Below are 12858 nucleotides of genomic sequence, written 5' to 3'. Positions count from 1 at the left end.
GGGATGCTAATTGGTTCGCTTATCATAATGTTATTAAAAATGAATGCAACGCAAGTGGAAGCGGTTTTTCAAAGTAAAATATTTAAATATGGGATCAGGGCGGTTGTCCTGTTTATATTCAGTATCATCTTTAAATCTTTTGACCTTACGTTTCCTAAAAATTTTAACCCATTTCTTTTCAGGGCACAGGCTTTCAGTTTAATGTTTGTGCTGGTGGGCCTGGTGGCATGGGAAGGGGCAGTGAGGGTCTCTAAGTATGTGGAACAACATGTTTTTAACCATAACCTTTCCTATAAGCTACTGTTTTTGTGTTTTAGCCTTATCGTTTATGGTTTGTTATCCAGCTTTTTGTTTGGCTTTTGTTATTCGGTATTTGATATTTTTCTTTACCATAAATACGAGGCCTGGAATAGTTTTTCGAGTTTGAGCTATGACCTTTATTTTGGTTCATTTATGTTTTACCTGCTGATCCTGGCTTATAGCGGCATCGTTTTCTATTACAAAAACTGGAAAGAAAGCCAGCTGAATGCGGAGCGGCTGATGCGGGAGAACATACAGGCGAAGTATGATGTGCTGAAGAGCCAGATTGATCCACATTTCTTTTTTAATTCCTTAAGTGTACTGACCAACCTGGTGTATAAGAGTGCCGACCTGTCGGCCGAATACATTACACAACTGGCGAAGAGCTACAGGTACATTCTGGACAAAAAATTTGAGAACCTGGTATCTATCCGTACGGAGCTTGAGTTTTTAGCATCCTATTCCTTTCTGATCAGGATAAGGCACCAGAGCAGCATTGTTTTTAATATTGACATAGACGAGGAGGTGAGGAACAGGGGCATGGTGCCACCGGCTACGCTGCAGATGCTGGTGGAGAATGCGGTAAAGCATAACCGTTTTTCGGCAAATGACCCCTTGCATATCAATATAAAAGATGTTGGAGATTCATTAATTGTTTCGAACGACCTGAGAAAGCGTACAGGGCTTCAGCATTCGATAGGTGTTGGGCTGGACAACATCAGCAAAAGGTATGAACTGACGAGTGATAAAAGGATAGAAATTACCGAAACCGAAGATGAATTTATTGTAAAAGTCCCTATAATTAATAATTATGAAGATCATCATATTTGAGGATGAAAAACACAATGCAGAAAGGCTGATCCAGCTGCTGCAAAAATGCCTTGAAACTGTTGAAGTGCTGGCGGTTATTGAGTCGGTAGAAGAAGGATTAAAATGGCTTAATGTGCATGAAGACCTTGCTGAACTGATTTTTATGGATATCCAGCTTTCAGACGGAAACTGTTTTGAACTGTTTAAGCAAAAGGAGATCCATACCCCGATTATTTTTACCACTGCTTATGATAGTTTTGCCCTGCAGGCTTTTAAAGTTTACAGCGTAGATTATTTAATGAAGCCGATTGATGTAAAGGATTTACAGCGGGCCATTGAAAAATATGAGTATTTTAAGGTACCGGCGAATCCGGCCCTGAACATTTCACAGATTGCCGAGGAGTTCTTTAAAAGAGAACACACCCGGTTTATTGGCAAGATAAACAACCAGCTGGTATATGTGAAAGCAAGGGATATTGCCTATATATATTTTTTGGATGGCCTTACCCGGGCAATAAACATGACTGGGCAGGAGATACCTTTGGATTATTCGCTGGAACAGATGGAGAAGCTGCTAGACCAGCGGTTGTTTTTCAGGATTAACCGAAAGCTTATTGTTCATATAGATGCCATAAGAAAGATCACCACTTATTACAACAGCAGGTTTGTGATACAGTTGTTTCCGGCCACCGATATGGAAGCGATCATCAGCAGGGAAAGGGTAAGTAGTTTTAAGGCCTGGCTGGAGGGCCGGGCTGTGGTTAATTAAAACTATTTTGGCTTTTAACCGTTTTAGTATTGAAGCTTTAAAGCAGGCAAAATAAAAAGCTAAAAAAAAGACATGCTATTCATAATCTTTTTTTAGAATTGCAATATGAACAAAGCCAGGTTATACCTCTCGAGATTGGTTTACAACAAGTTTTTTTGGCAGTTGTTTCTGGCAATTTTTATGATTGCTATGGCGATCTTTTTTATCCGGCAGGAACACATTGAGGTGGTAAAGATCAAGGCGGAGCTGGAACGCAGCCAACCTGTCTACATTGTTTTGGGATTGGTGCTGACTGTAGTTTATATCCTTGCTCAGGGACTGATGTATGTGTACAGTTTTAAAGCTTTAAACAAATCGATTTCGCTGGCGCTGGCCATTAAATTGTTTCTTAAAAGAAACCTGGTGAGTGTTTTTTTACCGGCGGGTGGTTTTTCATCACTGGTGTTTTTTACGAAAGAGATAGAGGAGAAGGGGGTAGGCAAATCACAGATTCATCTGGCCTCTACTTTATTTGGTTTTTGCAGTATCCTTTCGGTAGTTATAGTAGCGGTCCCGGTTTTGGCCATCGCCCTGTTGTTTACCAGGTTAGGGAATGCCGAATTGCTGGGCTTTGTTTTTCTGTTGTTGCTTACGGCAGGTTTTATTTTACTTGTTTATTCTATTTCTGTAAAAGGCCGTGCCTATCGCTGGCTTTCCAGGATGCGGCCCTCGCTGTCTACCGTTCTGGATGACATGATCAATGAAAAGATCAACAGAAAACAATTCTGGATAACTTTACTGATCTCTGTTGGCATAGAGGTGATTGGTATTGTACACCTGTACATTTCTATGCTGGCCCTTGGCTTTGATGCCAGCTGGCCGGCAGCCATTATAGGTTATATCGTGATGGTAATCCTGCTGATCGCATCGCCTTTTTTAAGGGGACTGGGAGCAATAGAATTGTCGCTGACCTTTGTTTTACAGCAGTTTGGCTTTCCGGTGCTTGCTGCTGCAACCATTACCCTGCTGTTCAGGTTTTTTGAATTCTGGATTCCGCTGCTGGCGGGCATTATAAGTTTTATCACCAAAAAGGATAACCTCATCCTGCGGATACTACCGGCATGCATTATCCTGGTGCTGGGCATTGTAAACATCATTTCGGCAATTACACCAGCTATACCTACCCGTTTAAGGATGGTAAAAGACCTGCTGCCAGAAGATCTGATCATTACCAGTAATTCACTGGTGCTGGTTTTTGGCTTGATACTGGTTATCATCAGCATATTTTTGTTACAGGGTTCCAGACGAGCCTGGTATACGGCTTTGTTTCTGACTGTTTTTTCAGTTATCGGGCACCTGTTTAAGGCAGCGGATTACGAGGAAGCCTTACTGGCCTTTATTGCTGCTTCGGCTTTATGGTATACCAGAAGCTCCTATAAGCTTAAGCCCAATGCCAAACTGGTTTCCATCAATTACCTGGTGTTGCTGTACGCAGTACTTGCCCTGCTTGCTTATGGGGTACTGGGCTTTTATTTCATAGACAAAAGACATTTTGGGATTGACTTTCATTTTATGCAGGCGCTGAAAGCAGTTTTAAAGTTGTTTTTTCTGATCGATTATCATGGAATGACACCTTTGACCAGGTTTGGTGAGCGCTTTCAGGATTCCATCTATATCTCGGGGGCTGCAGTGATCCTTTTTGTAGTTTTCAGTTTACTGAGGCCTTATTTTTCCAAGCCCTATAATTCTGAGCAGGATTTTGACCTGGCGAGGCAGTTGCTGCAGCAATACGGTTCTTCTGCACTGGATTATTTTAAAGTATACCCCGATAAATTTTTATTCTTTAAGCCCGACAAAACGGCTTTTATCAGCTTTAAGGTGACACGGCATTTTGCCATTGTGCTGGAAGATCCCGTTGCAGGTACTGAGACGGCGCAACAGGAAATGATCGGGCTGTTTGAAGATTTCTGTGCCCAGAATGGTTTTATAAGTGCCTATTACCGCGTGCCTGAAAAATCTTTACAGCTGTATACTGCTGCAGGATATAAATTTATCCCTATAGGAGAAGAAGCTGTTCTGGACTTGACTGGTTTTACACTTGATGGTGGCAAGATGAAAACCACCAGGAGTGCCATCAGCAGGCTTACTGCCGAAGGCTATTGTTTAAAAGTTTACCAGGAACCGATTAAGGAGGGCCTGTTGCAAAAGCTTGAAAAGGTATCGGACAACTGGCTGGCGGAGCTGCACCAAAAGGAAGTTGCTTTTACCCAGGGTGTTTTTGATACCAGTATTTTAAAAACGCAGACGATCATTACCGTAGAGGATGAAGAAGAGAAGGTTTATGCATTTTTGAACCTGGTACCGGATTATGCGCCGGGTGAGGCTACCTACGATCTGATCAGGAAGGTCAGCGATGCACCCAACGGCGTGCTGGATATGCTGCTGGCCAAAACTTTTATTTATTTAAAAGAGCAGGGTTATACCAGTGTCAATATGGGACTGGCACCTTTATCGGGAATGGAAGAGGTAAACATTACCCAGAAAACAATTAAGTATGCCTACGAGAATTTTAAAGTATTCGGGCAGTTTAAGGGTTTAAGAAAATACAAGGAGAAGTTTTATCCCAACTGGGAAAAGAAATATTTGATTTACAGTCATAATTACCATTTGTTGCAGGTGCCATCGGCCCTGAGACGTGTTTCTGAAGGCAGTTAATTGACCAGTCCTTTTATTGCCCCGCTTACCACAAGCTGTACATCGTCATTGTAATGATGCGAACCGGGGATCGTGATTTTCCGGATTTTGTTTGTCTCTTTTAATTCCTGGCTGATGTCGGTCTTTTCTTCCTCCCCAAAGATGCACCATACCGGGATTTTAGATTTCAGCAGTTCGGGGTATACCTTATATTTGTCCTTATTGGTGTTTTTAGTGGCGATCATATTGATGAAGCGGACTTCAAAGCTGTTGGAATAGCCTGGGGAAAGCAGGACAAGGGATTTAAATTTTTCGAGTGTTGCAGCGGGCAGGTGTGTGGGTAAAAAGGCGCCAACCTCTGCACCAAAAGAATAGCCTACCACACAGAACTCGTCCTTATTCCATTGGTTAAGGTATTTGCTGACAATTGTATTGACGTCGGCCGCAAAGCCGGCCGGGGTTTTTTGTTCCCAGAAATATTTCCGGGTATCGAGGGAGATTACAGGATATCCGTTTTTACCCAGTTCATCGGCTACCTGCATAGAAAATGTATTCCATCCACCATCACCTGTTAAGAACAGGACAAGCGGTTTATGGGAACTTTTAAACAGCGGGTGTGTAGGATAAGCAGTTTGGGCTTGCGTATAGTCCTGGTAAGTCAATATCAATAAAAAGAGCAGGATTTTGAATTTCATTTTTGATTTATTGTATTGGTGAGGGTGTTTACGATCTCCTGGTATGTCGATTCTTCATAGCGATGGTCGCCCGCCAGCAGTTTAAGGTAAAAACCGGGTTTCAGGATGTTTTCCTGTGCTTTTGGTTCTTCATCTTTTCCATAAAAACAAAAAACAGGAATTCTGATGCGGTCTATTTCAGCTTTTACTTTATATTTTCTATTGTCTTTGGCAATATTGAGCAGATCGGAGGTATGGACCTTAAAATCTGTGGTTGCAAAGGGCGACAACATGCCCAGTGCCGTTATTCTGGATTTAAGGTGCGGGCGAAGCCGGTTGTATATGAAAGGGACTACATCTGCACCGAATGAATAACCACAAAGTACAATTTTTGTGGAATTATATTGTTGTATGTAGACATGAAGGAGCATGGATAGGTCCTCAGCGGTTTGCCGGGGTGTTTTTCTTTCCCAGAAATAATCGCGGCAGTTGAATCCTACAGTATTAAAGCCTGCCTTGGAAAATTGAACGGAGAGGCTATCTTCGAAATCGAGCCAGCCGCCATCTCCGGATAACATAACAATTAAAGTTCCGGTTTTATTGCTGTCGGCCGCCGGATAAGCAAATACAGGCAGATCAAAGTCGGATCGTGCAATGCCATTGTGCCTGGTCACCCGTTCTCTTTTTAACAGGCTACATCCCGATAGGCTGAGCAGGCTGGTAACAATTAGCAGGTATAGGTTTTTGTTGGCCACTATATGTTGTGTTTTTAGCTCTGAATAAGTTATAAAATCTTTTACAAATATTGTTCCTAATCTAAGCGGGTATTTTATTGAATTGCTGTGGATTTCCTATATTCGCCAAAAATAAGAAAAATGATAGCTCATCACGTTTTGTTCTGGCTAAAGGCCGACACCACAGAAGATCAAAAAAATGCTTTCCGCAAAGGCCTGGAATCACTGGAAAATATCGAAGTTGTTAAAACCTTCCACATTGGGACACCTGCACCAATTGAACGTGCTGTTGTAGATACCAGTTATACATTTTCGCTGATCCTGTTTTTTGAAGACCTGGCTGCGCATGATGTTTACCAGGTACATGAAATCCATAAAGCATTCTTAGACCAGTTCCGGGTGCTTTTTGAGAAGGTAACCATTTACGACGCAAATTAACTGTAATGACCTTTACCTGGATGCCGGCCAGTGAAAAATATTATTTTTTACTGGCTTCCCAGACCCTGACAAAGTTCCCTCCGAAGATCTTATCTATCCATTCCTTTTTGTAACCTATGTTTTTAAGCGCGGTTTCCAGTTTTGGATAATCGGCAACAGAATCCATTCCTGCCGGAAATGATTCAGAGCCATCGAAATCTGAGCCGATACCAACATGGTCGACACCAATTAGTTTTACCATATAATCGATGTGTTTGACCAGTGCGCTTAATGGCGGACGGATCTGATCAGCTTCTTTTTTATACATTACGTTTAACATGGTTGGCGCAAAATCCTTTGTGTAAATGTTGTTCAGGGAATCCAGCTCTTTTTCATGCAGCTGAAGAAAATCCTGCACACGATGGTCATAACTGCTATCAAGGAAACCACTATAGAAGTTAACAAATACCACCCCGCCGTTTTTTGCCAGTGCCTTTAACTGTTCATCTTTGAGGTTACGCCGGTGGGGTGTCAATGCATACGCATTGCTGTGCGAAGCAATAACGGGTTTGGTGCTGGTAGCCAGCACATCATAAAATGTTTTTTCACCTGCGTGTGAAACATCTACCAGCACGCCATTCTTGTTCAGCGTTTTTACGATCTGTTTACCCAGCTCATTTAAACCCGCCTGCCGCATACCTTTTCCTGTAGTTTCATCTCTGGCCGAGCTGGCCCAGGAGGTGCTGTTGTTCCAGGTGAGTGTTAAATAGACCAGCCCCCTTTTGATCAGGCTGTCCAGATAATCCATCCTGTCTTCGATCATGTGTCCGCCTTCAACACCAATCATTGCCGCAAATCGCCCTTGCTGATGCACTTTTTTCAATTCTTGCGGGCTTTTTACCAGTGCCATCTTATCCGGATAACGGGCAATTAAGGCATAAAGTGAATCGATTTCCCTGTTTGCATGTGCAAAACCCTTTCCTTTGCCATAGTCTTCACCACACCAGATGGAAAATACCTGGGCATTTAATCCGCCTTTTGCTGCCCTTATGAGGTCGAAATTTCCGACAGGCTGCAGTTTGCCCAGATCTGCTTTTGTGACCAGCTGAAAAGAGAAAACATCGTTATGGGTGTCAACCAGCAGGCGTTGCTGGGCCATTATACTGGAAAAGCTGAAAAGCAGGGCGACAGGCAGAAATTTCTTCATAAGGATAAAGATAATATTTTGAGGGAATGATTTTCGGATTATCTTTAACCGATGTACCAGTTATATGATTTTCTTTTTACCATTTTCCATTTGGTGATTATAGGATTTAACCTGTTGGGCTGGATATGGCCTCCGACCAGGAAAATGCATTTTGTGCTGGTGCTGCTTACTGCAGGATCCTGGCTGGTGCTGGGCATATGGTATGGGCTGGGCTATTGTCCTGTTACTGACTGGCAATGGCAGGTTAAAACGCATTTAGGTGAAAACAATTTGCCGAATTCATTTATTAAATATTATGCTGACAAGTTAAGCGGTCAGGATATTTCAGCAGATTTTATTGATGCAGCGACTTCAATAGGCTTTGCTATTGCTGCAATTTTATCGGTTTATTTTAATTTTGTACGTAAAAAAGGAAAGGACAAATAGCGGTTTTATGATAAGACAAGCAAAACCTGATGATGCAGCTGCAATAGCCAGCCTAATTATCTTAGCCATGGACAGTCTGGCCGCAAAATTTGTTGCCGGTAAAGATCCTGAGGAAGCAGTTCCTTTATTTGAAAGGTTTGCTGCACTGCCAGCCAATCAGTACAGTTACGAAAATACATTGGTGTATGAAGACGGAGCAGGGGTTTCCGGAATAATCAGTGCTTATGATGGCGCCGATCTGGAATTGCTTCGCGCTCCTTTTTTAGCTTACATCAGCCATAAATATGGTTTTAGGGAGCATATTGAACATGAAACGCAGGCGGGGGAATATTATATTGATTGTGTAAGTGTGGCCCCGGGAAAACAGGGGAAAGGGATTGGTAAAGAGTTGATCAGGGCTTTAATAGCACATGCCCTTTCAATAAATAAGCCCCTTGTGGGTTTACTGGTGAGCAAAGAAAACCCTAAAGCTGAAAAGTTGTACGCAAGCCTTGGCTTTCAAACTGTAAATGAAAAGGAATTTATGGGTGGCAATTATCTGCACATGCAGTATAAAACGCTTGTTTAAAGTTTCCGGACCAGCTTTCGGTAAGTATCCGGTGCATAACTGGTTTTGTTTTTAAAGATCCTGGAAAAGTAAAATGAGGATTCAAAGCCCAGTTCAAAGGCAATTTCCTTGATGGGTTTTGTACTGTCTGAAAGGAGGGTTTTGGCCTTTTCTATTTTTAACTGTAATAAATACTGGTGTGGTGCAATTCCGGTAAAGGTTTTGAAGGCCTTACGAAACCAGGAATAGCTCACATGCAGTTCTTCGGCGAGCTTTTCTATGGCGATATTTGTATGGACAGATTCCCGTAGCAGGATCCTGGCCTTATTGATCAGGATTTCTGATATGTCTTCCTTTTCCAGCGCCTGCAATTTGGTTTTGGCATACACTTCACCCAGGAGGTGCAGGATCATTCCTGATATGAGTGGCTGGTAACCTGGTTGTTCTGTTTTGGTTTTTTCCAGGATGGCCGAAAAAAGGTCGATCAGCTGATCGCTGAGACCCACCTGCAGCAGGGGCAGATGGGGAGAAATAAAGTTTTTTTTAGCAATATTGCTAATGATATCCCCTTTAAAACCTACCCAGTATTCATCCCATCCTGTTTCCGGATCTGGTTTAAAGCGGTGCCATTCGCCAGGGAAGAGCAGGATGACAGCACCTTCATTGATGTGCAGCTGTTTGCAATGTGCAGATTCGAAAATACCTGTACCTTTTGAAATGTATATCAGCTGATATTCATCCAGTATCCGTCCCTTATCCCAGTTAAAATAATGACCGGAAGGATGACCGGCAGGGGGATAATTTGCCGCCTTGCTGATCCGGTTATACCCTGCATTTAAGACATGCAGGCCCCAGTTGATATCGTGATCACTTACAGGAAGGTATTTAAAATAATTGCTCATCTCAATAAGTATATGCGGATTATCAGATCGTACATTGATTAAACAAAGTGAAACGCCAATTTTTGCTTAACCTAAATATAAATCTTATGACTGACCCTATCGCATCCGTTTCAGCAAAGCAATCATTTTTACCGAACAATTCAAAATCGACACTAAAAATAGGTTTGTTTGGTATTGGATTAGACACTTACTGGCCACAGTTTGAAGGCTTAAAAAAACGGCTGGAAGGCTATCTGGCTATAGTTGAGCAGAAACTCGGGGCTATCCATCCTGCCGTTTTAAATGCAGGTTTGGTAGACAGCCCCGATAAGGCTTTTGCTGCCGGCAGGTTGTTTAAAACAGAAGATGTAGATGTGATCTTTTTACATGTGACCACTTATGCCTTATCGTCGACGGTATTACCGGTGGTTCAGCGCGCCAAGGTACCCGTTATTATACTTAACCTGAGTCCGGAAGCCGCTATAGATTATACCGCCTTTAATGCCATGACAGACAGGACCAAGATGACGGGTGAATGGCTGTCTTACTGCTCTGCCTGTCCGGTTCCTGAAATTGCCAATGTATTTAACCGTACAGGCATAAAATTTCATCAGATTACCGGGATGCTGCAGCACGATCCGGAATGCTGGAACGAGATTACAGAATGGGTAGAAGCGGCAAAGGTGGCCAACATGATGTTTTATAACCGGATGGGCTGTATGGGGCATTATTATAGTGGTATGCTGGACATTTATTCTGACCTGACCCAGCAGTATGCACATTTTGGGGGCCATATAGAATTGCTTGAAGTAGAGGAACTGGCCAGTTTGCGGAAAGCCGTAACGCCAGCGGAAATGAACGAAAGGCTGCAGTTGTTTTACGAAACCTTTGACGTGCAAAAGGATTGCGCTAAAGAAGAACTGGAAAAAGCGGCGGTTACCTCGGTGGCCCTGGATAGATTGGCGGACAAACATCAGCTGGGTTCGATGGCTTATTATTATAAAGGCACGGGGAATATTGAGAATGAAGAAGCCATCAGTTCAATCATTCTGGGCAATTCACTTTTGACTGCGCGGGGAATTCCTGTGGCAGGCGAATATGAAATAAAAAATGCGCAGGCCATGAAAATTATGGATTGTTTTGGTGCGGGAGGCTCATTTACAGAATACTATGCAATGGACTTTAACGACGACGTAGTGCTGATGGGACATGATGGACCCGGACATATTGCCATTGCAGAAGGTAAAACAAAAGTTCGTCCTTTAGGTGTATACCATGGCAAAGTTGGCAAGGGGGTATCTGTGGAGATGTCGGTAAAAAACGGGCCTGTAACTTTATTGTCAGTAGTAGAACAGAAAGGGGGCAGCCTGATGCTGCTGGTAGCCGAGGCTGAAGCAGTACCGGGTCCGATATTGCAGATTGGCAATACCAACAGCAGGTATAAATTCCCTGTTGGTGCCAGAAATTTTGTAAACAGCTGGAACAGTTACGGCCCTGCACATCACTGTGCAATTGGTTTAGGACACATCAGCTCAAAAATTGAAAAGCTGGGCCAGTTATTAAACATGGATGTGGTTAAGGTGTGTTAACCAATCATTCTGTTACCTGAGTACCGGCTTTTTTATGCCTACTGTAAATGGTAAACATGACCAGGGCAGAGAGTATGGTCAGTACCAGGTAACTGGCTCCGAGGTGATGCTCGTCTTTTGCCGGTAAAATGGCAATGATGCTATAGCTTAAAAAAGATACAATTACATAAGTGATGCCACCGGTTAAACCACTGGCAATTCCAGCGTTTTTAGGGAACAACCCGAGGCAGAAAGTGAAATAATTGTTAAAGATGTAACCGGCGGTTACATGGATGAGGAATGCGAACAGGATTAAGGTATACAGACTGGAAATGAACTGTATGCTGAGCAGCATGGTTGATACAAATATCACCTGAAATATCAGGTTGGTGGCCATCTTTTTGAAGAAGGGCCTGTTAATGGTTGCCTTACCTATGAATCCGCCTACCATCCAGGCAAAGCCCAGGATGAGTGAGCTGTAACCCGCAACAACAGGTGTAAAATGTAAGTGGTGTTCTACGATAAAGGGGCCTGTCATGTTGTAGATCATCACCATGGTATAAGCAAGGCCCAGCATCACGATGCCCAGGCTAAAGCTTGCGGTTTTGATCATGGTGATATAGATGCCGGTAATCTTTTTTAAGGAAAAAGCCGAAAAATGGCTCAGCGTTTCGCCGCTGTAAATATACTCCAGAACGGCCAGCACAATGGCCAGTAAAGCCAGGAAGTAAAAATTGGATTCCCAGCCAAAAGCGGTTTGCAGGTAGCCGCCTATAAACGGGGCGACAATGGGACCTGTAGACCAGATAATGGAAAAGAGACTTAAATAGTGTTTCAGCTGATCGCCGGTAAACAAGTCGACAAAATATGCCCTTTTCGCTACAATAATGGTTCCTACCGTAAAACCATGTATGATGCGCATCAGATAAATGAGGTAGATGTTATGCGTATTGGCAATGACGATGCTGGCCGCGGCGAAGATGAGCAGGCAGATGAGGCTTAAACGGTACCGGCCAAAGCTGTCGAGCACACTGCCGATAAATAGCTGGGAGATGCCATAGCTGATGAGAAAAAGACTTAGCGTAAGCTGGACCTGCAGACTGCTTACCTGTAATGTGGAGGCCATTGTGGGTAAAGAAGGGATATAGATATCAGTTGCAAAGCCGGATAGTGGTAACAGGGCAAATGCAAGCAGGGTTGCTATGCCCTGGTGTTGTTGTGTTAAAACTTTTGTACTGCTCAATTTAATCGGATATAATTTCTAAAGCACAAAGTTAGGTTATCAGGATTCCAGGCTTGGCTATTCTGTAACATTTGATTGTAATAAAATAAAAAACAGACTGCCATAGGGTTGTCAGTACCGGTGGTTTTCTTTGTTATGAAATAAAATAAATGTCATGTCAGCATTCTTAACTACCCAAACAAAAAGCATTGTCCGTCAGTTTTATGAGGCTTTGGCCAATCGTGAACTCGAAAAATTGTTACTTCTTTTTTCAACAGAGCCAGACTGGGATGTACCAGGTAATCAGGAACTGGCCCCATGGCTGGGGAAGAGAAGTAACCGTAAAGAAATACGTGATTTTTTTGTATTGCTGTGGGAAAACATTGAGCCGGTGAGTGCGGATATTGACCATATTCTGGCTGAAGGAGATTTTGCTGTGGTTACAGGCTCGTTCAGTTCTGTAATGTTAAGGACCGGGGAAGTTTATGCCTCCATGTTTTCTGCACATTTTACAGTTGCTGATGGGCAGATTGTTCGTTACCGGCTACAGGAAGATAGTTATGGCCTGGTTGAGGCCCTGAGTTTACCAAAGCCAGTATAGTTTTTTTGGCGTTTTGCTGAATGTATATT

Annotated in this window: 13 protein-coding genes; 8 read left to right on the top strand and 5 right to left on the bottom strand. The window is 42.9% G+C overall.

Features of this window, described 5'->3' with window-relative positions; all coding sequences use genetic code 11:
* Positions 1 to 39: 39 nt before the first annotated feature.
* The 3 genes from PHEP_RS12095 to PHEP_RS12085 all read left to right on the top strand — a co-directional run bounded on the left by PHEP_RS12095 (position 40) and on the right by PHEP_RS12085 (position 4573).
* Positions 40 to 1131 carry a sensor histidine kinase gene (locus PHEP_RS12095; protein WP_202901244.1) on the top strand — a complete coding sequence of 364 codons (1092 nt, stop codon included), beginning with the start codon at positions 40 to 42 and terminating at the stop codon, positions 1129 to 1131.
* On the top strand, positions 1112 to 1879 hold the full coding sequence (locus PHEP_RS12090) for a LytR/AlgR family response regulator transcription factor (protein ID WP_015808255.1): 768 nt from the start codon (positions 1112 to 1114) through the stop codon (positions 1877 to 1879). Before PHEP_RS12095 ends, PHEP_RS12090 begins: the two co-directional genes overlap by 20 nt.
* Positions 1880 to 1984: 105 nt before the next feature.
* Positions 1985 to 4573, top strand: coding sequence for a phosphatidylglycerol lysyltransferase domain-containing protein (locus PHEP_RS12085; RefSeq protein ID WP_015808254.1), 2589 nt, complete (start codon positions 1985 to 1987; stop codon positions 4571 to 4573).
* Here PHEP_RS12085 and PHEP_RS12080 read toward each other — a convergent pair.
* Entirely contained in the window at positions 4570 to 5247 is a 678-nt protein-coding gene (locus PHEP_RS12080) for an alpha/beta fold hydrolase (RefSeq protein WP_015808253.1), read from the bottom strand. The two genes, PHEP_RS12085 and PHEP_RS12080, sit on opposite strands and share 4 nt — an antisense overlap.
* Positions 5244 to 5981 (bottom strand): AcvB/VirJ family lysyl-phosphatidylglycerol hydrolase, encoded by a 738-nt coding sequence (locus PHEP_RS21655; RefSeq protein ID WP_015808252.1) that lies wholly within the window; start codon positions 5979 to 5981, stop codon positions 5244 to 5246. The genes PHEP_RS12080 and PHEP_RS21655 overlap by 4 nt, the downstream gene beginning before the upstream one ends.
* Positions 5982 to 6101: 120 nt before the next feature.
* On the opposite strand from PHEP_RS21655, the gene PHEP_RS12070 reads away from it, so the two are divergent.
* Positions 6102 to 6398, top strand: coding sequence for a Dabb family protein (locus PHEP_RS12070; RefSeq protein ID WP_015808251.1), 297 nt, complete (start codon positions 6102 to 6104; stop codon positions 6396 to 6398).
* Between the two features lie 40 nt (positions 6399 to 6438).
* On the opposite strand, the gene PHEP_RS12065 is transcribed toward PHEP_RS12070, so the two are convergent.
* Positions 6439 to 7584 (bottom strand): dipeptidase, encoded by a 1146-nt coding sequence (locus tag PHEP_RS12065; protein ID WP_015808250.1) that lies wholly within the window; start codon positions 7582 to 7584, stop codon positions 6439 to 6441.
* Between the two features lie 51 nt (positions 7585 to 7635).
* Here PHEP_RS12065 and PHEP_RS12060 point away from each other — a divergent pair, with 51 nt between their 5' ends.
* The gene (locus PHEP_RS12060) at positions 7636 to 8010 is read left to right on the top strand and encodes a DUF2784 domain-containing protein (RefSeq protein ID WP_015808249.1); all 375 of its coding nucleotides are present in this window, start codon (positions 7636 to 7638) and stop codon (positions 8008 to 8010) included.
* 7 nt (positions 8011 to 8017) lie between these two features.
* The gene (locus PHEP_RS12055) at positions 8018 to 8578 is read left to right on the top strand and encodes a GNAT family N-acetyltransferase (RefSeq protein ID WP_015808248.1); all 561 of its coding nucleotides are present in this window, start codon (positions 8018 to 8020) and stop codon (positions 8576 to 8578) included.
* Here the strand turns inward: PHEP_RS12055 and PHEP_RS12050 are convergent.
* On the bottom strand, positions 8575 to 9459 hold the full coding sequence (locus PHEP_RS12050; RefSeq protein WP_015808247.1) for an AraC family transcriptional regulator: 885 nt from the start codon (positions 9457 to 9459) through the stop codon (positions 8575 to 8577). The genes PHEP_RS12055 and PHEP_RS12050 overlap by 4 nt on opposite strands.
* Before the next feature lie 86 nt (positions 9460 to 9545).
* On the opposite strand from PHEP_RS12050, the gene PHEP_RS12045 reads away from it, so the two are divergent.
* The gene (locus tag PHEP_RS12045; RefSeq protein WP_015808246.1) at positions 9546 to 11027 is read left to right on the top strand and encodes an arabinose isomerase; all 1482 of its coding nucleotides are present in this window, start codon (positions 9546 to 9548) and stop codon (positions 11025 to 11027) included.
* A 4-nt stretch (positions 11028 to 11031) separates the two neighbouring features.
* On the opposite strand, the gene PHEP_RS12040 is transcribed toward PHEP_RS12045, so the two are convergent.
* Positions 11032 to 12249 (bottom strand): MFS transporter, encoded by a 1218-nt coding sequence (locus PHEP_RS12040; RefSeq protein ID WP_015808245.1) that lies wholly within the window; start codon positions 12247 to 12249, stop codon positions 11032 to 11034.
* 154 nt (positions 12250 to 12403) lie between these two features.
* Between PHEP_RS12040 and PHEP_RS12035 the strand changes: the two genes are divergently transcribed.
* Complete coding sequence (locus PHEP_RS12035) at positions 12404 to 12829, top strand: nuclear transport factor 2 family protein (protein ID WP_015808244.1); 426 nt, start codon at positions 12404 to 12406, stop codon at positions 12827 to 12829.
* Positions 12830 to 12858: the final 29 nt, after the last annotated feature.

It is taken from the genome of Pedobacter heparinus DSM 2366 (genome assembly GCF_000023825.1).
GTDB lineage: Bacteria > Bacteroidota > Bacteroidia > Sphingobacteriales > Sphingobacteriaceae > Pedobacter > Pedobacter heparinus.
This window is presented reverse-complemented; position numbering and strand designations above follow the sequence as displayed.